The 23,771-nt window shown below is 61.9% G+C and carries 19 protein-coding genes; 8 read left to right on the forward strand and 11 right to left on the reverse strand.

Features of this window, described 5'->3' with window-relative positions; all coding sequences use genetic code 11:
- Positions 1-146 precede the first annotated feature (146 nt).
- The 4 genes from panB (at position 147) to ACR0C9_RS07915 (ending at position 4,247) form a co-directional block, all read left to right on the forward strand.
- On the forward strand, positions 147-986 hold the full coding sequence (gene panB, locus ACR0C9_RS07900; RefSeq protein WP_480780741.1) for a 3-methyl-2-oxobutanoate hydroxymethyltransferase: 840 nt from the start codon (positions 147-149) through the stop codon (positions 984-986).
- On the forward strand, positions 983-1,825 hold the full coding sequence (gene panC, locus ACR0C9_RS07905) for a pantoate--beta-alanine ligase (RefSeq protein WP_480780742.1): 843 nt from the start codon (positions 983-985) through the stop codon (positions 1,823-1,825). The genes panB and panC overlap by 4 nt, the downstream gene beginning before the upstream one ends.
- 68 nt (positions 1,826-1,893) lie before the next feature.
- Entirely contained in the window at positions 1,894-3,372 is a 1,479-nt protein-coding gene (gene glpK / locus ACR0C9_RS07910; RefSeq protein ID WP_480780743.1) for a glycerol kinase GlpK, read from the forward strand.
- 110 nt (positions 3,373-3,482) lie between these two features.
- Complete coding sequence (locus tag ACR0C9_RS07915) at positions 3,483-4,247, forward strand: caspase family protein (protein ID WP_480780744.1); 765 nt, start codon at positions 3,483-3,485, stop codon at positions 4,245-4,247.
- Between the two features lie 48 nt (positions 4,248-4,295).
- On the opposite strand, the gene smpB is transcribed toward ACR0C9_RS07915, so the two are convergent.
- The 10 genes from smpB to ACR0C9_RS07965 all read right to left on the reverse strand — a co-directional run bounded on the left by smpB (position 4,296) and on the right by ACR0C9_RS07965 (position 12,505).
- Positions 4,296-4,772, reverse strand: coding sequence for an SsrA-binding protein SmpB (gene smpB / locus ACR0C9_RS07920; RefSeq protein WP_170453563.1), 477 nt, complete (start codon positions 4,770-4,772; stop codon positions 4,296-4,298).
- Positions 4,773-4,830: 58 nt separating this feature from the next.
- Positions 4,831-5,373, reverse strand: coding sequence for an isopentenyl-diphosphate Delta-isomerase (gene idi / locus ACR0C9_RS07925; protein ID WP_170453562.1), 543 nt, complete (start codon positions 5,371-5,373; stop codon positions 4,831-4,833).
- A 202-nt stretch (positions 5,374-5,575) separates the two neighbouring features.
- Complete coding sequence (locus ACR0C9_RS07930; protein WP_480583674.1) at positions 5,576-5,989, reverse strand: c-type cytochrome; 414 nt, start codon at positions 5,987-5,989, stop codon at positions 5,576-5,578.
- A gap of 114 nt (positions 5,990-6,103) precedes the next feature.
- On the reverse strand, positions 6,104-7,117 hold the full coding sequence (locus ACR0C9_RS07935) for a P1 family peptidase (RefSeq protein ID WP_170453560.1): 1,014 nt from the start codon (positions 7,115-7,117) through the stop codon (positions 6,104-6,106).
- Positions 7,118-7,198: 81 nt separating this feature from the next.
- Positions 7,199-7,945 carry an SDR family oxidoreductase gene (locus ACR0C9_RS07940; protein ID WP_170453559.1) on the reverse strand — a complete coding sequence of 249 codons (747 nt, stop codon included), beginning with the start codon at positions 7,943-7,945 and terminating at the stop codon, positions 7,199-7,201.
- Between the two features lie 57 nt (positions 7,946-8,002).
- Positions 8,003-8,422: an alternative ribosome rescue aminoacyl-tRNA hydrolase ArfB gene (arfB, locus tag ACR0C9_RS07945; RefSeq protein ID WP_170453558.1), complete on the reverse strand. Its 420-nt coding sequence runs from the start codon at positions 8,420-8,422 to the stop codon at positions 8,003-8,005.
- Positions 8,423-8,684: 262 nt separating this feature from the next.
- Entirely contained in the window at positions 8,685-9,329 is a 645-nt protein-coding gene (locus tag ACR0C9_RS07950) for a queuosine precursor transporter (RefSeq protein ID WP_170453557.1), read from the reverse strand.
- 91 nt (positions 9,330-9,420) lie between these two features.
- Positions 9,421-10,305, reverse strand: a complete 885-nt coding sequence (locus ACR0C9_RS07955; RefSeq protein WP_170453556.1) for an esterase-like activity of phytase family protein — start codon at positions 10,303-10,305, stop codon at positions 9,421-9,423.
- Complete coding sequence (mepA, locus tag ACR0C9_RS07960; RefSeq protein ID WP_170453555.1) at positions 10,278-11,141, reverse strand: penicillin-insensitive murein endopeptidase; 864 nt, start codon at positions 11,139-11,141, stop codon at positions 10,278-10,280. Before mepA ends, ACR0C9_RS07955 begins: the two co-directional genes overlap by 28 nt.
- The gene (locus tag ACR0C9_RS07965; protein WP_480780745.1) at positions 11,138-12,505 is read right to left on the reverse strand and encodes an MFS transporter; all 1,368 of its coding nucleotides are present in this window, start codon (positions 12,503-12,505) and stop codon (positions 11,138-11,140) included. Before ACR0C9_RS07965 ends, mepA begins: the two co-directional genes overlap by 4 nt.
- Before the next feature lie 130 nt (positions 12,506-12,635).
- Between ACR0C9_RS07965 and ACR0C9_RS07970 the strand changes: the two genes are divergently transcribed.
- From ACR0C9_RS07970 to yaaA, 3 genes are all read left to right on the forward strand, one after another.
- Positions 12,636-12,923, forward strand: coding sequence for a YggT family protein (locus ACR0C9_RS07970; protein WP_170521175.1), 288 nt, complete (start codon positions 12,636-12,638; stop codon positions 12,921-12,923).
- 78 nt (positions 12,924-13,001) lie between these two features.
- A complete protein-coding gene (recQ, locus tag ACR0C9_RS07975) occupies positions 13,002-15,041 on the forward strand; it encodes a DNA helicase RecQ (protein ID WP_480780746.1) in 2,040 nt (679 codons plus the stop codon).
- 33 nt (positions 15,042-15,074) lie between these two features.
- A complete protein-coding gene (gene yaaA / locus ACR0C9_RS07980) occupies positions 15,075-15,845 on the forward strand; it encodes a peroxide stress protein YaaA (protein ID WP_170623318.1) in 771 nt (256 codons plus the stop codon).
- Positions 15,846-15,991: 146 nt separating this feature from the next.
- On the opposite strand, the gene ACR0C9_RS07985 is transcribed toward yaaA, so the two are convergent.
- Positions 15,992-18,196 (reverse strand): response regulator, encoded by a 2,205-nt coding sequence (locus tag ACR0C9_RS07985; protein WP_170623320.1) that lies wholly within the window; start codon positions 18,194-18,196, stop codon positions 15,992-15,994.
- A 116-nt stretch (positions 18,197-18,312) separates the two neighbouring features.
- Between ACR0C9_RS07985 and ACR0C9_RS07990 the strand changes: the two genes are divergently transcribed.
- Positions 18,313-23,736 carry an alpha-2-macroglobulin family protein gene (locus ACR0C9_RS07990; RefSeq protein ID WP_480780747.1) on the forward strand — a complete coding sequence of 1,808 codons (5,424 nt, stop codon included), beginning with the start codon at positions 18,313-18,315 and terminating at the stop codon, positions 23,734-23,736.
- Positions 23,737-23,771: the final 35 nt, after the last annotated feature.

Raw genomic sequence — 23,771 nt, forward strand, 5'->3', positions numbered from 1 at the left:
CGTAACCGCGTTTGTGCGGGTTATTCCTGGGCCAGTGTTCCTTTAAACCTTGGGTCATTCAAGGAAATGTTCGCGCAACCGGGGTTTCTATGGCCCTGCCTGATCTGTTATGCCGCGCTGCAACATGAACCCCGCGAGGAGCGAGCATGAGCGCCACCGCCCGCAAGAAAGCCCCGAACGCCCAGGATATTCGCGCCCGAAAAGGCGGAGAGCCCCTGGTCAGCCTGACCGCCTATACCACGCCAATGGCCCGGCTGATGGACGCTCATTGCGACTTTGTTCTGGTCGGTGACAGCGTCGGCATGGTGCTGCACGGGTTGGAATCGACCCTTGGCGTGACGATGGAGATGATGATCCTGCACGGTCAGGCCGTCGCGCGCGGCTTGAACAGCGCGATGATGGTCATCGACATGCCCTTTGGCAGCTACGAGGAAAGCCCGGCGCAGGCGTTCCGCAACGCCGCCCGCCTGATGGCGGAAACCGGCGCGGGTGCGGTCAAGCTGGAAGGCGGCGTTGAAATGGCCGAAACCATCCGCTTTCTTGTCAAGCGCGGTATCCCGGTGATGGCGCATATCGGCCTGACGCCGCAGTCGATCAATACGCTGGGCGGCTACAAGGTGCAGGGCCGGGATGAGCAGGCACAGGCGGTTTTGGCCGATGCCCATGCGGTGACCAACGCGGGCGCATTTTCCGTCGTGTTAGAGAAGGTGCCGCAAGGTCTGGCCGATCAGATCACGGCCGAGGTCGCGATCCCGACCATCGGCATCGGTGCATCCGCCGGGTGTGACGGGCAGATTCTGGTGGTGGATGACATGGTGGGCTTTTTCACAGCGTTCAAACCGAAATTCGTCAAACGCTATGCCGAGCTTGGTCCACTGGCCGAGGCTGCAATCTCCGAATACGCCGCCGAGGTCCGCGCGCGCAGCTTTCCGGCAGCCGAGCATGTCTTTGCCGATCAGGCCCCCGCCAAGGGCACCAAATCATGACCGCACCGATCCTGCGCCGTCTGGCTGACCTGCGCGCGCTGACCACCGAATGGCACCGCAAGGGCGAAACCATCGGCGTTGTGCCCACCATGGGCGCGCTGCATCAGGGCCACCTGTCGCTGGCCGAGGCCGCGCGGGAAGGCACCGACCGGGTGATCGTCACCATCTTTGTGAACCCCAAACAGTTCAACAACCCCGAGGATTTGGCCAATTACCCGCGTACCGAACTTGAGGACGCGGAAAAGCTGGCCCCCTACGGCGTCGATGCAATCTATGTGCCCGAGCCCGACGAGATCTATCCGCAAGGCTTTGCCACCAATGTCTCGGTCACCGGCCTGACCGACGTGCTTGAGGGCGAATTCCGCCCCGGCCACTTTGACGGCGTCGCCACCGTGGTCGCCAAGCTGTTCCTGCAAACGCAGGCAGATCGGGCGTATTTCGGGGAAAAAGATTATCAGCAATTGCTGGTCGTACGCCGGATGGCGCGCGATCTGGACATTCCGATCGAAGTGATCGGCTGCCCCACGGTGCGCGAGCCTTCGGGGCTGGCCATGTCCTCGCGCAACCTGCGCCTGTCGCCCGAGGCGCTTGAGGTGGCCGCGCATCTGAACAGGGCTATGAGGGACGTGGCGGCGGCGGTCAAAACCGGCGCAGAGTTTGATCCGCTGGTGAAACAGGCGCAGGCCGATCTGCTGGCTTCGGGGTTTGCGCAGGTCGAGTACCTCAAGCTGCATTGCGCCGAAACGCTTGAGCCTTTGCCCCATCCGGATCGCCCTGCCCGGCTGCTGGCTGCCGCCTGGCTGAACGGAATCCGCCTGATCGACAATATTCCCGTCTGAACGCTCTGGTCCGAGCGTCATTGTTTGCGCTAAAGTCCCGCAAAACGGTTTGGGAGAGGCGCGCAGGCATGACCTATATTCTGGCAATCGATCAGGGCACCACGTCCTCACGCGCGATATTGTTTGACGCGCAGATGAACCGTGTCGGCACGGCGCAGCGCGAATTTCCACAGCATTTCCCGCAAGAAGGCTGGGTCGAGCATGATGTCGAGGATATTTGGGACAGCGTCCTGACCGTCTGCCGCGAGGTGATGGAGGCCAGCAAGGTCTCAGCCGACCAGATCGCCGGGATCGGCATCACCAACCAGCGCGAAACCACCGTGGTCTGGGACAAGACCACCGGCAAGGCGATCCACAACGCCATCGTCTGGCAAGACCGTCGCACCGCCGAGATCTGCGCCCGCTACAAACAGGCCGGGTGCGAAGATGACGTGACCGCCCAGACCGGCCTGCTGCTGGATCCTTATTTCTCGGGCACTAAGGTCAAATGGCTGCTGGACACCGTCGATGGCGCGCGCGCGCGGGCCGACGCCGGAGAGCTGCTGTTCGGCACCATCGACAGCTTTCTGATCTGGCGTCTGACCGATGGGCACAGTCACGTGACCGACGCCACAAACGCCGCCCGCACCCTTTTGTTCGACATTCACAAGGGCGCATGGAGTGCAGAAATTTGTGAGCTTCTGGATGTGCCGTTGGCGATGCTGCCTCAGGTGCTGGATTGCGCGGCGGAATTCGGCAGCACGTCCCTGCTGGGTGGCAATATCCCGATCCTCGGGGTTGCCGGGGACCAGCAGGCCGCTACCATCGGGCAGGCCTGTTTCCAGCCCGGCATGATGAAATCGACCTATGGAACGGGATGTTTCGCGCTGCTGAATACTGGCACGCAGCCGGTTGCGTCGAAAAACCGCCTGCTGACCACCATTGGCTATCAGTTGGACGGGCAAAAGACCTATGCGCTGGAAGGCTCGATTTTCATCGCCGGTGCCGCCGTGCAATGGTTGCGGGACGCGCTGAAAATCATAGATGCCGCCCCACAAAGCGGCGATCTGGCAGCGCAGGCCGATCCGACTCAGCATGTGGTGCTGGTACCCGCCTTCACCGGACTGGGCGCGCCCTATTGGAAACCCGACTGCCGGGGCGCGATGTTCGGACTGACCCGCAACTCGGGCCGGGCCGAAATTGCCCGCGCCACACTGGACAGCATCGCCTTTCAAACTCGCGACCTGTGGCATGCCATGCAGGGCGACTGGGGGGCCGAGGCCGATGTGATCCTGCGCGTCGATGGCGGGATGAGCGCATCGGACTGGACCATGCAAGGGCTGTCAAACTGTCTGGGCGCGCCGGTGGACCGTCCGGTGATGCAGGAAACAACCGCTCTGGGCGCGGCCTGGCTGGCCGGGATGAGAGCAGGTGTTTACCCCGATCAGGCCGGGTTTGCCGAGACATGGCAACTGGACAAACGCTTTGAACCGGAGATGGCGCAAGAAGCCCGCGACGCCGCCTATGCCCGCTGGCAACGCGCGGTACAGGCAGCGATGGCATTTTAATGGGATGAGCAAGGGTGGCGGTTGGTTTCTGCGGCTCTATCCTTGTGCTTCGGGCGATACCGGTGAAGCAAAACCTGAATGACGTTTACCCATAAAACCTGGAGGCCGAATTGACGCGTATTTTTGCAGCATTTTATATCGTGACCGCCCTGTTAGCAGGGCCGTCAGCGGCGCATGAACGGTTTGCTTTGGTGATTGGGAATGCCGGATACACAAATGTCCCGGCGCTCGACAACCCCGTGAACGACGCGCAATTGATGAGCGATGAACTGCGCGACGCCGGTTTCTCGGTCACAACGCTGACAGATGCGAACCGCGCAGAGATGATGCGCGAAGTCGAAACCTTTGCCAGCAAAGTACGCGCGGCGGGGTCCGAGGCGCTGGCCGTTTTCTATTTCGCGGGGCACGGGGTGCGCAGTGATGGTTTTAACTATCTTCTTCCGCTGGGTGTGAACATTCAGTCCGAGGCTGACATAGCGGGCGAAGCCGTCCCGGCAGAATGGGTTTTGGATCGCTTTCACTCGCCACAGGCTGTAAGCGTTATGATCCTTGACGCCTGCCGCGACAATCCGTTCAGCAGCCAATCGGACGTGGTCCTGGATGTGGGCGACGGGCTGGCGCGCATGACCGCACGCACGAACAACCTGATCGCCTATGCCACAGGACCCGGTGACGTTGCACTTGATGGGACCGGAACCAACAGCCCTTATACAGCAGCGATTGCGCGCGGGATCAGGACCTCGGGCCTGTCGCTTGATCAGATGTTTGATCAGGTGCGCTCGGACGTTATCAGCGAAACGGATGGCGTCCAGTCCCCCTGGGCGCGGTCGTCGCTGAACCTTAGGATCGGTATGAGAGACCCGACGTCCAACTGATTTAGGCTTTCAGACCAAGGCTTCGCAGTGGTCGGGGTGTTCCCCACCCTAGCTGTGATCTTTCATCAAACGCTGCTTTTGCCGTGACCAGTCGCGCTTGGCCTGGGTTTCGCGCTTGTCGTGCAGCTTTTTACCCTTGGCGATGCCGATCTTCAGCTTGGCCCGGCCCTTATGGTTGAAATACAGAACCAGCGGCACCAGCGTCATGCCTTTGCGTTGGGTCGCGTTCCACAGGTTCGACAATTCCTTGCGCGAGACCAGCAGTTTGCGGCGGCGGCGTTCTTCGTGTTTGAACACCTTGGCTTGTTCATAAGGTGCGATGTAGCTGTTGATCAGCCACAGCTCTCCGTCATCGACCGAGGCATAGCTTTCGGCAATGTTCGAACCACCGGCCCGCAGGGATTTGACCTCGGAGCCTTCCAGCACGATGCCGCACTCGATATCCTCTTCGATTGCGTAATCGAAGCGGGCGCGCCGGTTTTCGGCGATCACTTTGTAATTAGGGTCGGTCTTCTGCTTGGCCATGACGCGTTGATTTAGGCCGCTTGCAGCAGCCATGCAAGACAAGGATATGCCCTGCGCCTCAGGATTTTGCGGAAATGATCAGGTCGGGGCCAAAAATCGTGTCGGCATGGTTGTGCAGATAGATCTTCAGCCAGGGCGTGAACCGGTCCGGGTGGCGCTGCACCTCGGCCAGCAGGTCGTGATAGTCGATCCAGCGGATCTCCATCACCTCGTCCGGGTTCGGCTCGATCTTCAGCGGGCCGCGCACATGGGCCAGAAAGACATCCACCACCTCATGCTCGACCATGTCGTTGCCGACATCGGCGTGATATTCCAGCCGGTGGCGGTATTCCGGGTAAAGACCGGTGATCCCAAGCTCTTCCCGCAAGCGGCGCACGGCACACGTCGAGGCGTTTTCGCCCCAGTCGGGATGGGTGCAGCAGGTATTCGCCCACAGGCCGGGCGTGTGATATTTGCCCAGCGCGCGCCGCTGCAGCAAAATCTCGGTCCCGCGAATAACGAAAACCGACACCGCCTTGTGCCTGAGGCCTTTCTGATGTGCCTCCAGCTTGTCTACTGGGGTCAGTTCGCCATCAACCCAGGCCGGGATCATGATTCCCATCGGTCGTCTCCTGCTGCCGATCCGTAGGACGGGGGAAGTAAAAAGAAAAGCTAAGGCCGGATCGGCTTGGCGTCGCGGCCCCGTCGGAGTGTTGTTTCGCCACGTGAGGTCAAACTGGCAACGTTAAGGCCAGTTATCAAGCGCACGAAAGGCCGCAGGGGCTGCGGCCTTTCGTCATGTCACCTGTCATGAACGTGTGAATTTATTCGCCAGAGACGCTGACGATATAGGCAAAAACGTCCTCGGCCCCGGATTTCAGCTTGAAGGTCATTTTCGACTTGGCCGCGGTGTCATCCAGATAGCCTTTCAGGAACGCCTTGGGGTCCTGCGAGTAGGCGACAAAGGTTTCCTCGTCCCAGACCAGCCCGTTTTCACCGGCGGCGACGATGCTGTCGCCATATTTGAACCCTTCATAGGTGCCAGCGGTCCGGCCTGCGACGCCGTAGAGGTTGGGTCCGGTCTTGCCGCCTTTCACGATCACTTCGCCGGCAGGGTCAGCGATCAGGTGGCAGGATTTACACTTGTTGAAGGCTTTCTTGCCGGCCTCGGCATCACCTTCTGCATACGCTGGCAGGGCCAGCAGGCCGACAATTGCGGTAGCGAGGATACGATTCATTGTCTTAGCTCCGATACGAAATTGGCTGCACCGAATGGACCGTCGGTACAAAAAAGAGTCAACCGGCAGATTGCCGCGTGACGACACTCTGCCACTGCGACATAGAGGCTGTCCTTAACTTAAGTCATGTAACACGGACCAACAGGGCAACAGATCGCCTTGTGCCGGGGTCGCCAGATAAACCGCGCGCGCAATGGCACGTGCAAGGCAGATCGAAGCCGCGTGGCCGATCATCCCAAGCTCGGCGTCAGAGGACAGTGTCCTTGCCCCGGTGCCGACCCCAAAGACCAGATCCCCGTCGCCCGGCGTATGCGCCGGCAGCACAGCGCGGGCGATGCCGTCATGGGCCGCCACGGCAACGCGCTGGCACTGAGGTTTCGACAAAGCGGCATCGGTGGCGACAATCGCGATCGTGGTGTTTGTTTTCTCGGGATCGCCGCGCATCGCCTGTGCCTTGCGACTGGGGGGCGGACGGCCCAGACCGGCATTGGGATCAGGGCCTAAACCGCCGTATTCATCCCCGATTTCAAACGGCGCCGCCCAGAAATGACGCTCACCCGGTGTGGTGACGCTGCCCAGCGGGTTGGCCGCAACCAGCGCGCCAACGGTGATACCGCTTTCCAGCACCAGCGAGGCGGAGCCCAGCCCGCCCTTGTGCATCGCCGCCAGAGCACCCGTGCCTGCGCCCGCCGTACCCAGCGCGAAGTCTTCGCTGGCGTTTTCGAACGCGCTGCGCCCCAATGCGCGATAGGGGTTTTCCTCCCACTCCTTGTCGCCGCCATTCAGCAGATCGAACAGGATCGCGCCCGGCACGATCGGAACCACAGTGTCCCCGACCGGAAACCCCCGGCCCTGCGCCCGCAGCGCATCGGAGACGCCCGAACACGCATCCAGCCCGAAGGCCGAACCACCGGACAGCGCAATCGCATCAACCCGTGTAACCGATTTGTCCGGCGCAAGCAGATCGGTTTCGCGCGTTCCCGGCGCGCCGCCCATCACATGGACCGAAGCTGTGAAGGCCGCATCCGCCGTCAGGACGGTTGTGCCGGATTTCAGCGTGCCATCCTGCGCGTTGCCGACCCGCAGGCCAGGGACATCGGTGATCAGATTTCTGGGTCCAGGGGTCATTGATTTTGTCGAGGTTGGGGCCGGGAAGCGCGCAGGCGCGCTGCCTCCGGCGGGGATATTTTTAGCCAGATGAAGAGCGGATCAGATGCAACGGCCACCGTCGACCTCCAATGCGGTTCCGGTGATCATGCTGGCTTCGTCCGAGCACAAGAACAGGGCGGCGTTGGCCATGTCCTCGGGGGTCGAGAAGCGGCCGAGCGGGATTGTTGAGAGAAACTTGGCGCGAATCTCGGGCGTGTCTTCGCCCATGAAGGATTTCAATAGCGGGGTTTCACCCGCCACCGGGCAGATCGCGTTCACCCGCACACCAGAGGGGGCGAGTTCAACGGCCATGGTCTTGGTTGCGGTGATCATCCAGCCCTTGGAGGCGTTATACCAGTTCAGGTTAGGGCGCGGCGACAGGCCTGCTGTGGAGGCGACGTTGAGGATAGCCCCCGCGCCGCGGGCCTTCATCGCGGGGACAAAGGCGCGGGCGGTCAGGTAGACGGATTTCATGTTCACATTGAAGACGCGTTCAAAGTCATCCTCGCTGACATCTTCCAGCGGTGTGGGCAGATGCGTGACGCCCGCATTGTTGACCAGAATGTCGAGATGTTCGTATGTGGCATAGGCTGCATCGGCCATGGCCTGGACCGAGACACGGTCACCCACATCCACCTGCTGCGCCAAGGCGTTTGGTCCAAGTTGCGCGGCCATGTCCTGCGCTGCGTCGCCGTTTATATCGGCGATCATCACACGGGCCCCTTCGGCCAGAAACTTCTGTGCGATCCCTGCCCCGAACCCGGACGCCGCGCCGGTCACGATTGCGGTTTTTCCGTCCAGCCTCATGATGTTGCCCTCCTGCCTGTCAGGGGCAGAGTAGCAACGCATCGCAAAGATGCCAGATCATTCTTCCGACACTTTGCCACGCAGCGCCTTGACGTCACCACGCGCCTTTTTCGCTGCCAACCGCCGTTTGACCGACCCATAGGTCGGTTTCGTCGCGACCCGCCGTTTGGGTTTGACCAGCGCGCGGGCGATCAGTTCGGCCAGTCGGGCGCGGGCAAGTTCGCGGTTGCGGGCCTGAGATCGGGTTTCTTCGCATTGGATGATGATCGCGCCATCCTTGGTCCAGCGCCGCCCGGCCAGCCGTTTCAGCCTGTTCTTCACCGGGTCGGGCAGTGAAGGCGAGCGCGCGGCTTCGAACCGCAACTCGACGGCGGTGGACACCTTGTTGACGTTCTGCCCGCCGGGGCCAGAGGACCGCACGAAGCTTTCCGTCATTTCCCAGTCCTGCAGGGTGATCTCGTCGGTGATGCGCAACATGAGGCGGACCTTACAGGGACCACACAGAAACAGAAAGGGCCGCCCCGGCGGGACGGCCCTTCGAAAGTTCAGGAGGTCGGGTCGGTTAGATCAATCGACCAGCCGGAGCGAGCGCTCCGCCAAGGGCTGCCCTAGCAGGCGATCCCCCCGGTTGTTCCGACACCTCTCTCCAATCTCTTTCTCGACACTGGATCACCTCCTTTTCTATCTGTTGCGGTTGAAAAGGATGGTGGCACAAGTTGTGCCATTCTCCAAACGTTTTTTACGCGGGCTGCGCAGTCAGGCGGGAAACAATCACCTTGAACGGAATCAGCGCGATCAGCGCCAGGGACAGTTTCACCAGCCAATCGGCAAAGGCCAGTGTGACCCACAGGGGGGCCATCGGGCCGGACAGCATGAAGGGCACAGGCTCCCACGCCCAGCTGATGGCTGCGTCTGCGCCAGCACCGAAGACCGTAACCGAGGCCGAGAAGGCGAGGGTAAAGAAGATCGCAGTGTCCAAAGCCGAGCCCACAAGGGTTGAGACTAGCGGCGCGCGCCACCAGCGACCGCCGCGCATCGCATTGAAGATGGTCACATCGGTCAGCTGTGCGATCAGGAAGGCGGTACCCGACGCGACTGCGATCCGCAGCGGTACGGCGGTATAGGTGAAGCCGTCCCCTTGCAGCACGATCTGGCTGCCGATCAGCGAGCAGATGATACCGGTGACAAACCCGGCAAACACGACCTTGCGGGCCGGGCCCACGCCATAGACGCGGTTCATGATGTCAGTGACCAGAAAGGCCAGCGGATAGGTGAAGGCACCCCAGGTCAACAGCCCGTCAAGGATCAGGAACTGGACCAGGATGTTCGAGGCCACGACAATGGCGGCCATGGCAAGAATGCCGGGAATAAAGCTGCGTTGCATATTTTGATGCCCGTTTTGACAAGGTAGCGGCGACTTGGCCAAGGGCTCATCCCAAGGCAAGCCGTGCGTTTAGACCTTTGCCTGCGGCCTGTCAATCGGGCAGCAGGTATTCCACCAACTCGGTCCGTTGCAGCGCCAGAAAGTTGTCATCCGAGATCATGGTGGCGCGCAATCGGCCCTGTTCATCGCGCCAGACCGACAGCCCTTCGAGGTTGTCATGCGCGCCTTTGCCTGTCTCAATCAGGGTTTCTTCGGCCTTTGGCGTGTCATCAGAGACATCCCACCGCCGCAGGCGCGACCGAAAGCCGGTTATGGAAGCGGTGCGTTCCAACACATAAAACCGCCCATCCGGGCCGAAATCGCCAGCCACAGGCCGGAAATCCCCGCGTTGCAGCAGGACAAAGGGCGTAGACCACGCGCGCCCATTCCAGCGATAGACAGGGATGTCCCCCTGCGCCGTGCGGCTTTTCTCGGTCAGGGTATAAAGGCGACCCTGATCGTCGATTGCCAGCCCTTCGAACGAGCCGTTGCGATCCAGACCGTCAAACGCCTTGGGCCGGGGCAAGACCTGGGCCCTTGTTCCCGGCGCCGGGTAATAGGCCACGCGATGCACGCCTTCGAACGAAATATAGAACCCGCCATCCGGCGCCATTGCGATGCCTTCGGAATCCCCCGCATAGCCCAGCATGATGCGGCCCGCGCTGGACAGAACAGGCCATTGGCCCAGAATTCGGATGTCGGTGATCTGATCCCCGTCACGGGCGATGCGGGCCGTGACCAGCGTTGCCCGGTCGCTGAGCACCGTGATGTGAGTGCCGTTTTCCGACATATGGATGGCCGAAAACCCGCCGAACCATTCGGCGTTATGCCTCCAGACATAGCTGCCAAGTTGCGTGGCGGTTTTGACCTCAACGGCCCCGACCGATCCCGCAATAGCCGCCGCTGCTATCAGTTGGACGACAAAACGGCGGCGCATTGCTGGGGTAAATCAGCCAGAACATACTCCCGGCGTTTCTTGGGGGCTGGGGCGTTCGGGTCGGGTGGCGGAGGGTTGAGGATGTTGTTCACCCATTCCTGCGCCTGAGCGCACCCGTCGCCCCGGGGCGGCGGATCCTGATTGACGCAACCACGCGATCCGCGCGGGCATTTCAGACGGACGTGGAAGTGATAGTGATGCCCCCACCACGGCCTGATCTTGCGCAGATAGGCGCGGTTGCCTGTCTCGTTGTTGCACATCTGAACCTTGGCACCGGGAAAGACAAAGATCCGCGCCACGCGTTTGTCTTTGGCAGCTTCACGCAGGATCGCGTGGTGCTGAGGGGTCCAGTTGCCGTTCACAAAGGCCCCGCCAGAGCGGCGTAGGGAGATGGAAGAAAGGTTCTCGCGCGCAGTGCGGCTAAGGCGCATATCACCGCCGGGCAGCATCCAGATATCGATGTCCAACCCAAGTTGATGCGAGCGATGGCCCGAGGTCATCGGCCCGCCCCTCGGCTGGCTGATATCCCCGATATAAAGGCCGTTCCACCCCGGTTGTTTGGCGGCAAAACGGCTGAGGTCCTGCACGTAGTCGATTGCCTCTGGATGGCCCCAGTTTCGGTTCCGCGACAGCCGCATCGCCTGCCATGTGGGCCCGGTTTCCGGCAACTGCACTGAACCGGCAGCGCAGCCGCGCGAATAACTGCCGAAAGCGGCCGGTTTTTGCTGTGAACTGGCCCTCTGCGCGCCAAATAACTGTTTGGCCAAAGGCTCGGCCGTTGCTGTACTTGCCAGGGTAAGCGCGGCCAAAACTATCAAAAAACGTCGTAAAATCATCTGCTCTGATCCCCTTCCGGTTTCACCCAGCGCATTAGGAACAGCCCCAGAATAAACAACAGGACGATGGGTGACACCCCCAGTCGCGCGCTGCCAGTCACGGTTGTGGCAATCCCGATCAGCAGCGGCGCGGCAAAGGCTGTGGCGCGACCCGACAGACCATAAAGCCCAAAGCTTTCAACCGGGGTGGCGGGATCCGTGTGGCGCACCATCATCGAGCGGCTGGCCGATTGCAGAATCCCCCCCATGCCGCCGATCAGAACGCCGCAGCCAAAGAACACCAGATCCGGCAGGTTGGACCCTTCGGGCAGGCTGATGCCATAAATCTGCGTCCGGTCCATCATCACCACGGTGGCGCAGACAAAGATCAGCACCCAGATCGCGGTCAAAATCACCGGTTTAGGGCCGTATTTCCGATCCATCTTGCCGCCGATCCAAGCAAAGATGGCCGAGGCCAGAACGCTGACGATCCCGAACACGCCGATCTTGATCAGATCCCATTCCAGCACCAGCCGTGCGTAAACGCCGCCAAAGCTGTAAAGCCCGTTCAGCGCGTCGCGGTAGAACATGGACGAACCCAGATAGGCCGCCAGACTGCCCCGATGACGCAAGGCGGCGATCGACTTGCCCAAAAGGCGCAACGCCTCTCCGACGCTGCCCTTCTTTTCGGTTTGCGGATCATCGCGCACCCACAGGAAATAGGGCACCATGAACAGAACGAACCACCCGGCGGTGAACGGACCGACAAAACGCGTGCCCTCTCGCGCGGCGGCGTCCAGCCCGAACAATGGCTCCATTCCGATCAGGGTCTTGCCATTGGGCTGTTCCACAAACAGCGCCAGCATGATCGCGAGCGAGATCAGACCGCCGAAATACCCGAACGCAAAGCCCGAGCCTGAAATCTCGCCCACCTCATCGTCGTCCCCCAGATCGGGCAACTGCGAGTTGATGAAGATCAGCGCATATTCTGCGCCCACAAAGCCCAGACCAAAGGCCGACAGCATCAGCCACATGTTCGAGCCATCGGGCATCGTGTACCACAGCGCGGCCGAGCCCACCGCGTACATCACCGAAAAGGCGAAAATCCACGGGATACGCCGCCCCGACACATCCGCCATCGCCCCCAACAGGGGCGCTCCAAACGCAATGATCAGCCCGGTGATGGTCAGGCAATTCGCCCAAACCGTCTGCGCCTGCGCGGCGGCGGCCTCGGTTTCCAGCCCGGTATTGGCGTAATACCCGGCGGCGACCCCTGCGAAATAAGGGCCGAACACAAATGTCACCAGCAAAGTGTGATATGGCTGGCTGGCCCAGTCGAAAAACCACCATCCCCAGATGCGCTTGCGCTTGGAAATCTCTGCCATGACTGCCCCTGTTCTTCTTTGTCTTCATAAGACGGGGCTTTGTCCCAATTCGCAAGCTTTCAGTTGGGCCGGACTTGCTCTTTGCGACAGGGGCGCTTAGGTCTCTGTTCGGTGAAAGAACGGAGTGCCCATGCTGTCGCTGATCCAAATCCTGCTGCTGATCCTGGACATTGTCTGGTTCATCATCCTTGCCCATGTGATCATGAGCTGGCTGATCAACTTTCAGGTGCTCAACCTGCATCAACAACTGGTCGCGCAAATCTGGTACGGCCTGAACCGTTTGTTAGAGCCTATATATGGCCCGATCCGCCGTGTTCTGCCCAATATGGGCGGGCTGGACCTGACACCTTTGGTGGTGCTGATCGGGGTCTATGCGCTGCGGATCATCCTGATCAACAATATGGGCTATTTTGTCTGAGGCCTTGTTCACCGAATCTTAGTATGTGATTGTCCTGTCTTAAGAGCAGACAAACCTTAAAACAGGGCACCCCCGCAGATGTTCGACTCCGCGCCTTTGCTGCGAGATGTCTTTGGATTCGACGCCTTCCGCCCCGGGCAGGAAGAGATTGTCGATGCCGTGACCGCTGGCGAAAACGTGCTGGCGATCATGCCCACGGGGGGCGGTAAATCCCTTTGTTTCCAACTGCCTGCCCTGCTGCGCGACGGGGTGACGGTGGTGATCTCTCCGCTCATCGCCCTGATGCGCGATCAGGTTCGCGGCTTGCAGGAAGCGGGCGTTGAGGCCGGGGCGCTAACATCCGGCAATACACAGGAAGAAACCGATGCGGTGTGGGAGGCGCTGGAGGCCGGACGGCTGAAGCTGCTCTATATGGCCCCCGAACGTCTGGCCGCCGGGTCGGCGCTGGGGATGCTGCGTCGGATCAATGTCAGCCTGATAGCCGTGGACGAGGCGCATTGCGTCAGCCAATGGGGCCATGATTTCCGCCCCGATTACCTGCGGATCGGAGAGCTGCGCCGCGCATTAAACGTGCCGCTGGCCGCCTTCACCGCCACGGCGGATGCGGAAACGCAGGACGAAATTGTCGAGAAACTGTTCGACGGCACGGCCCCGCGCAAGTTCCTGCGCGGGTTCGACCGGCCCAATATCCATCTGGCCTTTGCCGCCAAGGATGGGCCGCGCAAGCAGGTCCTCGACTTTGCCGGTGCCCGCAAGGGCCAGTCGGGCATTGTCTATTGCGGCACCCGCAACAAGACCGAGGTGCTGGCGCAGGCGCTGCGGGCCGAGGGTCATTCGGCCTGTCATTACCACGGCGGGATGGAGGCCGAGGACCGCCGCATCGTCGAAACTCGGTTCGCCCGCGAAGATGGGCTGATCGTCGTCGCCACGGTCGCCTTTGGCATGGGCATCGACAAACCCGATATCCGCTGGGTCGCCCATGCGGACCTGCCCAAATCCATCGAGGCCTATTATCAGGAAATCGGCCGCGCCGGACGCGATGGTGGCCCTGCCGAGACGCTGACCCTGTTTGGGCCGGATGACATCCGTCTGCGTCGATCCCAGATCGACGAAGGCCTGGCCCCACCTGAACGGCGCATGGCCGATCATGCGCGGCTGAACGCCTTGCTGGGGCTGGCCGAGGCGCTGGTTTGCCGCCGTCAGACCCTGCTGGGCTATTTCGGGGAACAGGCTGAACCCTGCGGCAAATGCGACCTGTGCGATACTCCGCCCGAGGTCTTCGACGGCACAACCCCTGTCCGCATGGCCCTGTCGGCGACCCTGCGGACCGAGGAATGGTTCGGCGCGGGCCATCTGATCGACATTCTACTGGGCAATGAGACCGACAAGATCCGCGCCCGCCGTCACGATGACCTGCCCACCTATGGCATCGGCAAGGATTGGTCGCGGCCCCAATGGCAGGCGATTTTCCGGCAGATGATGGGCCACGATCTGGTCCGCCCCGACCCGGACCGCCACGGCGCGCTGCGCATGACTGAGGCCGCCAAGCCGATCCTCAAGGGCGAGGCGCAGATCAACCTGCGCAAGGACACGATCCGCAAGGCCACCCGGCGACCAGCGGTCAAGGCGATGGTGTCCGAAGAAGATGCACCGCTGCTATCGGCGCTCAAGGCCAAGCGCCGCGCCTTGGCCGAATCCGCGCGGGTTCCGGCCTATGTCATCTTCCCCGACCGCACCCTAATCCAAATGGCCGAGACCCGCCCCGCGACCCTGGACGACATGGCCCGGATCGGCGGGGTCGGCGCGAAGAAGCTGGAACGCTACGGCGATACGTTTCTGGAGGTGATTGCGGGCGCGGTCGAGGCCGTTCACCCGGCGCGCCGCAAACTGGCAGGGCGCGATCAGGGCGAGATTTATGACCGTTTGCTTGAGGTGCAGTCTCAGCTGTCGCGTGGCCCGGACGGGATCGACAAGCCGCTGACCTGCTCCGCATCGCAATTGGCCAAGGTGGCACAACTGCGCGCCGACGACCCACGCGGGATCGAGATGGTGCTGGGCGACCGCCGTCACGAAAGGTTTGGCGCGGCCTTTCTGGACGTGCTGCGGGATGCGGGCTAAATACCCGGCATCAGGCAAGGAACGAGGGCGGATATGCTGGTAGTGATTTCCCCGGCCAAACGGCTGGACTGGGCAGAGCGGGATATTGAGGTCACAGCACCCGATTTTCAGGACGACGCGATCCGCCTGTCGAAAACCGCCCGCAACCTGACGCTGGGCGATCTGAAAAAGCTGATGGACCTGAGCGACGATCTGGCCCGCCTGAACCGCGACCGCTATCGCGCCTTTGCCGACGCGCCTGAGGCTGACACCACCCGCCCCGCCGCGCTGGCCTTTGCCGGGGATACCTATCAGGGGCTCGAGGCAGCCTCGCTGGACGCGGACGAGATGGCCTGGGCGCAGGATCATCTGCGCATTCTGTCGGGTCTTTACGGTGTCCTGCGCCCGCTGGATGCGATTCAGCCCTATCGGTTGGAGATGGGCAGCAAACTGAAGACCCGCCGCGGCAAGAACCTTTATGAATACTGGCGCGACCAGTTGAGCAAGGCGCTGAACGCGCAGGCCGAAGAGATTGGCGGCGATGTTCTGGTGAACTGCGCCAGTCAGGAATATTTCGGTGCGGTCGACCTGAAGGCGCTGAAACTGCGGGTGATCACGCCCGTGTTCATGGAAGACAAAGGCGGCACACCCAAGATCGTCAGCTTCTTTGCCAAGAAAGCGCGCGGCGCGATGGCGCGCTATATCATTCAGCATCGGTTGACCGATCCCAAAGGGCTGCTCGATTTCGACAGCGGAGGTTACGAATACCGCCCGGAACTGTCTGAGGAAAACAAGCCGGTTTTCCTGCGCCCTTATCAGGCGTGAACCTTACGCATGAAACCGGCCTGTGGTCCTGGTTGTTGATGGCGGAGCGAGGGGCGCTGCCCCTCGCGCTCCCCGAGATATTTTTGGCCAGATGAAGGGGATCCGGTTGCGCGGTTTGAAGCGTGGCGTGTGTGGGGCGAGCGGCGCTAGCCTGTCGGTGCCGGGCTGTCCGAGACCGGTTGGGCTTCATCCGGGCGGTGATCCAGAATCATCTGGTGGATCAGCTTCTTGTGCAGCGGTTTGGTCAGGTAGTGATCAAGCCCGGCGGACAGGATGCCCTGATCGTCACCCGCCATGGCATGCGCGGTCAGGGCAACAATGGGGACATGGCCGCCCGTTTCAATCTCATGCCGCCGGATTTCGGCGGTCGCCTGCTTGCCGTCCATTTTAGGCATGGAAATGTCCATGAAAATCAGGTCAGGGGCGAATTCCTGATAGGTTTCAACCGCCTCTAGCCCATTGCCTGCAAACTGAAGATCGATGTTCAGGTCTTTCACCATCTTCTTCAGGATCAGTTGGTTGGTGCGATTGTCCTCGGCCGCAAGGACTCGCATCCGCCTTTGGCGTTCTGGTTTCTGCGCAGAGCCAGCTTCGGCCACTTCCGGGGGGTCGGGTTTCAACGCGGCGTTGCCCAGCGCCATGAGGCGGCTGTAAAGCTCGGATCGCGGGATTGGCTTTTGCAGAACGCCTTCGATCAGGTGCCGGGCGGGATCGGCGTAGATGACGCCCGGATTTGCCGACATGATCACCACCGGCAGCTCTGACCAGCCGCGATCTTTCACAGTTGTCGCAAGTTCCAGCCCGTCCATATCCGGCAGGTCGTGGTCACACAGGACCAGATCGACGGTTGCATCCAGCTTTGCCAAAGCCTCACCCCCCGAGGCGCACATCGTGACGTCTGCGCCAAGGCGGCCGAGTTGCTTGGCAAGGATGGCGCGGTTCACGGCCATATCTTCGACCACCATCACATGTTTCAGGCGACCATCCAGATCAGGCGGCGCGGGCTGAGGACCTTCGGCGGTGGGCAGCGACACCCGGAACCCAAAGCAAGAGCCCTGCCCCACCTCGCTTTCGACCCAGACTGTGCCGCCCATCATGGTGATCAGGCGCTTGGTGATCGCAAGACCCAGCCCGGTGCCTTCGAATTGGCGATTACGCTCATCCTCGACCTGATTGAACTCGCCAAAGATGTGACTGATCTTGTCCGGCGCGATCCCGATGCCGGTGTCTTCGATAGCGATATGGATGTCGCATTCCTGCGTGTCCGGATGCGGCACACCAGTGACCCGGATCAGGACGTGACCGTCACTGGTGAATTTGACGGCGTTGCCCACCAAGTTGGTCAGCACCTGCCGCACCCGACCCGGATCGCCCACAAACAGCGTCGGCAGGAACAGGTCGTAATCCACCAGCAGCGTCAGCCCCTTGTCCCGCACGCTGGGCTGCAACAGCATCGCCACTTCCAGAATGCAGCGTTCCAGATCGAACTGTTCGGGATGCAGGATCAGCTTGTCGGCTTCGATCTTCGAATAATCCAGCACGTCATTGATGATAACCAGCAGCGCCTCGCCCGAGTTACGGATGGTGTTGACGTAAAGGCGTTGTTCCTCGTCCATCGGGGTTTCGGACAGCAACTCGGTCATGCCGACGATGCCGTTCATCGGTGTGCGAATTTCGTGGCTCATATTCGCGAGGAAAGCCGACTTGGCGCGGTTGGCGGCCTCGGCCCGGTCGCGGGCGGCCTGCAATTCAGCCTCGTGCCGGACCGAGGCGGTAATGTTCAGCGCCAGGCTGACCACATCGCCGCCATTGCCGCGTTGATCGATCAGACGGATGTATTCGCCGTTCCACAATTGAATTACCTCGGACGGCGGATTTGCCAATGCCCATCGATCCTGCATCCGGGCGCGCCATGCGGCGGCTTTCTCATCGCCGATATCCACGATCCCCTCGGTCGTCAGCAGGTCGAGAATCCGGGTGTATGAGATACCCGGCGCGACCTCATCCAACCCCTCAAACACGCTCAGATAAGCGGTGTTGGCGCTGATCAGGCGGCTTTCACCGTCAAAAAATGCGAACCCGTCCTGAATCGTCTGGATCGAATGCCACAGGCGGCGTTCTGCAACCTCGACCTTGGCATGCGCCACTGTCAGATCGGATTTGACCTTTTCGTTTTCATCCCGGACCGTCTCAACCTCGGCCTGAGTCTCACCGATGCGCTTGGTCAGGGCCATGGCGTGGCGACCCAGCTTGCGATTGGCCGCGTAAAGCTCGGCCTGTTTCATTTCCAGCATCCGCTCGGCCGCGAGACGCGCGCGCCGTTCCTGTGCCAGTTTCTGTGCAAGGCTCATGATGTTCAATTCCGGTCTGATCCGCACCCAGCATCCGGCCAACCGATGAAAAAGTGTTTAAGCCGTTGCGTGACCCGCGGGCCGCATGCGAGATTGATGGGGAATAGGAGGTCCCGATGCACCGCTTTGTTTTTATTTCAATTGCTTACATCTTTTCTTTGCTGATCCTGCCCATGGCGTCAGTGGCACAGACAGCGGTGCCGGAATTCCGCTATATCACCACGCGGGATGCGGATTTTTATGGCTCGGATCTGGACGCGCTGTTCGACACGGATCTGCAATCCTGCATTCGGGCGTGCTCGGCCAATCAGCAATGCACAGCGTTCACCTACAACACCCGATCCGATGCCTGTTTTCCCAAAAGCGGCGTGAACCGGCAGGAGCCCTATCAGGGCGCAGTGTCGGCGCAGAAGGTGGCGACGCCGGAACAGACCCTAACACTGGCGAAAACGCGCGCGGAGGCAATGACCTTCATCCGTCAGAAAGACCTCAACGCGGCCGCACGGCAAGCGCGCGACCTTGGGTTTTTGCACAATGCCGGGGATCGTGATCTGCAGACTTTGCTGGAGGCGGCGCGGAACGCGGATACCGACAGGTTGGCAATGCTCTGGACCGGGGCGGCTGTGACCCTGAGCGACGCGCCAGAATTGTGGGCGGAATATGCAAGGCTGTTGCTGGGCCTGGACCCCAATGGCTATCGCGAAGGGCGTGAGTTGCGCGAACGTGCCCTGAACGCAGCCGTCAACGGGTATCTACGTTCGGATGCGCCGGGGACTCAGATCGCGGCTTTGATGATCCTGGCGGACGCGCTGGAAGCGGCGGATCGCGGGCGGGACATGGTGTCTGCCCTGCGTCTGGCGGAACAGGTTCAGCCGCGTGCGGATGTGCTGGCCGCGTTGGATGAGGCAATCGGGAAATATGGCTTCCGCGTCATCGACAGCACCGTTGAAAGCAACGCCGCCGCGCCGCGTATCTGTGTTGAGTTCTCGGAACCGCTGGTCAAGGCCGGGGTCGACTATGACCCCTATGTGCAGCGCAGCACCGAGGGGTTGGTGGTGCAGGTTGAAGGCAAAAACCTCTGCGTTGATGGCGTGGCGCACGGCCAACGCTATCGTCTGAGCTTGCGTGAGGGGCTTCCAGCCGCATCGGGCGAGGCTTTGAACCGCACGGTGGAATTGACGCATTACGTGCGGGATCGCGCGCCGTCGGTCCGCTTTCCCGGACGCAGCTATGTGCTGCCGAAATCGGCGGATGCCGCCCTGCCGGTCGAAACGGTAAATACCGCATCTCTGGACCTGACCCTGCGGCGTGTCAGTGACCGCAACCTGATCCGCGCGGTGCAGCAGGATTTCTTTGGCCGCCCGCTAAGCGATTGGCAGGAAGAGACGTTCTCGGAAGAGATCGCCGAGGATATCTGGACCGGCACAGCTGATATTTCGAACGAGTTGAACCAAACCATGACCGCCCGTCTGCCGATGGCCGAGGCGATTGCCGAGCAGCCCGCAGGCATCTACGCGCTGACGGCGCGTGTTCCGGGCGTCGATCCCTATGACGATCCGGGTGCGACGCAATGGTTTGTCCTGACCGATCTGGGGATCAGCACGGCTTTGGGCACTGACGGTCTGCATGTGACCGTGCGTGGGCTTCATGATGCCGCGCCTCGGGCGGGGATCGACGTCTCGCTAGTGTCCAACGCCAATGCCGTGATTGCCCAGGCGCAGACCGATGACAGTGGCTACGTGCGGTTTGAACCCGGTTTGACTCGCGGCACGGGCGCAAGCGCGCCTGCTTTGGTGATGGTATCCGACGGGGATACAGATTTCAGCTTTCTGTCTCTGACCGACCCGGCCTTTGACCTTTCGGATCGCGGGGTCGAAGGGCGCGCGCCTGCCGGGCCGGTGGATGTGTTCCTGACCACCGACCGGGGGGCCTATCGCGCGGGCGAGGTGATCCATGTCACCGCGTTGACGCGCGATAGCACAGCGCAGGCGATTGACGGCCTGCCGCTGACGGCCATTCTTTCGCGCCCGGATGGGGTGGAGTACCGCCGCGCAATCTCGGATGGTGGGGTCGCCGGGGGGCATGTCTTTGCTTTGCCCGTCGCGGCCGATGTGCCGCGCGGGGCGTGGAAGATCGAAATCAAGTCCGATCCCAAGGGCGCGGCGCTGGCCCGCCAAACCGTTCTGATCGAGGATTTCCTGCCCGAACGCATCGACTTTGACCTGACCCTGCCGGACGCCCCGCTGCGCCCCGGCGACACGCCGCCCTTGCAGATCGACGCGCGTTATCTGTTCGGCGCGCCGGGGTCGGATCTGGGCATCGACGGTCAGGTCATCGCCCGCCCTGCGGACACCGTTCCCGGCTATGAAACCTATCGCTTTGGCCGGTACGACGCCGAAACCTCGACCAAAAGCACTTATTTCGGTGACGCCCGCACGGATGCCGCCGGGCAAGTCACAATTGCCGTGGAAATCCCTGTGTTAGAGACCGATGGCGCTCCGGTCGAAGCGGTTGTCATCGCCCGTCTGTCCGATGGATCAGGTCGTCCGGTGGAGCGTCGGCTGACAGCCCCAGTCAGATCTGCGCAAGCGATGATCGGTGTCCGGCCCTTGTTCGACGATGTGATCCCCGAGGGGACCGAGGCCGCCTTTCAGATCGTCGGCCTGTCGCCCGACCTGACCCCGGAACCCATGCGCCTGCGCTGGACGCTGAACAAGGTGGAAACCCGCTATCAGTGGTACCAGCTATACGGCGACTGGAATTGGGAGCCGACCACCCGCCGCACCCGCATTGCCACGGGTGAGGTCGAAACGACCACAGACCCGCTGACCCTGACGCAGCCCGTAGATTGGGGGCAGTATGAACTGGTCGTTCAACGCCTTGATGGCGCTTACGCCGAGACGGCGGTTGAGTTCTCGGCAGGTTGGTATCAGGCGGCAGATGCATCCACCTCGCCCGACCGGTTGGAGATGTCGCTGGACCGCGACAGCTATCGCCCCGGCGACACCGCGCAATTGCGGATCGTCCCACGTATGGCCGGTATGGCACAGATCGAAGTGCTATCGAACCGCCTGATCCACCGCCAGATGGTCGAGGTGCCCGAAGGCGAATCCGTGATCCCCATCGAAATCACCGAAGACTGGGGCGCGGGCGCCTATGTCACCGCCACGGTGATCCGCCCGATGGACGTCGCCGCAGGCCAGAACCCGGCGCGGGCCATGGGTGTGGCCCATGCGACGGTCGAACCGGTGGGGCGCATGCTGGATGTGGCCATCGACGTGCCCCAGGTGACCGCGCCGCGGCAAACACAAAAAGCCCGTATCAGGGTCGAAAATGCGCGCGAAGGCGACCCGGTCTGGCTGACCTTGGCGGCTGTGGATGTGGGCATCCTCAACCTGACCGGATTCGAAACCCCGGACCCGCAGGGATATTTCTTTGGCCAGCGTCGTCTGGGCGTGGACCTGCGCGATGTCTATGGGCGTCTGATCGATGGCATGAACGGTGCGATGGGAACGATCCGCTCGGGCGGTGACAACGCTGGCACACGCCGACAATCTCCGCCACCAACGCAGGACCTGATGGCCGTTTTCAGCGGACCGGTTCAGGTCGATGCAAATGGCGAGGTCGAGATTGACATCCCCCTGCCCGCCTTCAACGGAACCGTGCGCCTGATGGCTGTGGCGTGGTCAAACGCTGCCGTCGGTCAGGCCGAGGCCGAAATGATCGTCCGCGACCCGGTGGTCGTCACCGCCAGCCTGCCACGCTTTCTAGCCCCCGGCGATCAAAGCCGAATGCTGTTGGAAATCGTCCATGCCGACGGGCCAAGCGGGGAAATGGCACTGGGGCTGACATCCTCATCCACGCTGCAACTGGGCTCAGCGCCCAGCAGTTTCGTGCTGGAAGACGGCGGCAAAACCACGTTCGAGATCCCGGTCAGCGCTCTTGCGGTTGGCGATCCTGAAATCAGCGTTGCGATCACCACTCCGGATGGCCGCGATCTATCGCAGACCCTGAGATTGCCTATCCGTGCAAATGACCCTGCTGTGGCTCGAACACGGCGGTTTTCGCTGGGCGAAGGCGATAGTTTCCTGCTTACACAGGATGTGTTTGACGGGTTCCAGCCCGGTTCGGCCAAGGCCATCCTGTCCGCCGGAGCGCTGGCGAAATTCGACACGCCCGGCTTGCTGGACCAACTGAACCGCTACCCCTATGGCTGCACCGAACAGATCACCAGCAAGGCGCTGCCCCTGCTCTATCTGTCATCGGTCGCGCAAGCCTCGGGGCTGGGGGATGGCCCGGCGGTGGATCAGCGCATCACCGACTCGATCCGCAGCATCCTGACCCGGCAGGCCCCGAACGGCGCCTTTGGCCTGTGGCGCGCGGGCAGCGGGGATTTCTGGCTGGACGCATATGTCACCGACTTCCTGTCGCGCGCCCGTGCGCAGGGGCACCCGGTGTCCGACCGCGCCTTTGCCCAAGCCATGGACAACCTGCGCAACCGCATCAACTATGCGCCCGACTTCGACAAGGGGGGTCAGGACATTGCCTATGCCCTGATGGTGCTGGCGCGCGAAGGGGCGGCCTCGATGGGCGATCTGCGATACTACGCAGACGCCAAGGGCGACGCGTTCGACACTCCGCTGGCTGCGGCTCAATTGGGGGCGGCGCTGGCCTCTTATGGGGATCAGACCCGCGCTGACGCCATGTTCGCCCGTGCCGCCCAAATGCTGCAACGCCGCCCCGCGCAAGAGAAATACCTGTGGCGTGCAGATTACGGCACCGATCTGCGCGACGCCGCCGGTCTGCTGACACTGGCCGTGGGTGCGGGCAGTCAGGCCGTGGACCGCGACGCCCTGATCCAGCGCGTCAGCGCCGGTCGCGGGTATCTGTCGACGCAAGAGGCCTCGTGGTCCCTGCTGGCAGCTCACGCGCTGGTGTCGGACCCGTCCGGGTCGGGGCTGATGGTGAACGGCGCACCGGTCTCTGGGCCCTTCGTTCAGGTGCTGGAAAGCGGATTGACGGATGAGTTAAACATCACCACCACAGACGCAAACCCAACCGACATCACGCTGACCGTCACCGGCATCCCGACCACACCGCCCGAGGCAGGCGGCACCGGCTATGCAATCGAGCGCAGCTATTACTCGATGGATGGTGAGCCGCTGGACCCGACCAACTTCGCCACCGGCGACCGGTTTGTCACGGTCCTGACGGTCACACCCTTTGAGCGCGGGGGCGCGCGGCTGATGGTGGATGATCCTCTGGCAGCGGGGATCGAGATCGACAATCCGAACCTGCTGCGCTCGGGCGATGTGCGCGCGCTGGACTGGCTGGACCTGTCCGAGGCGACGCATACCGAGTTCCGCTCGGACCGGTTTCTGGCCGCGGTTGATCTGTCCGGCGGTGAGACCGTGACGCTGGCCTATGTGGCCCGCGCGGTCACGCCGGGCACGTTCCACCACCCGGCGGCCTCGGTCGAGGATATGTACCGCCCGCAAAACCGCGCCCGGACCGGAACCGGGCAGATCGAGGTTCGGTGATCGGTCGCCCGACATATCAACTGGCAGAGCGTCGG

The sequence above is a fragment of the Ruegeria sp. C12 genome (genome assembly GCF_056537745.1).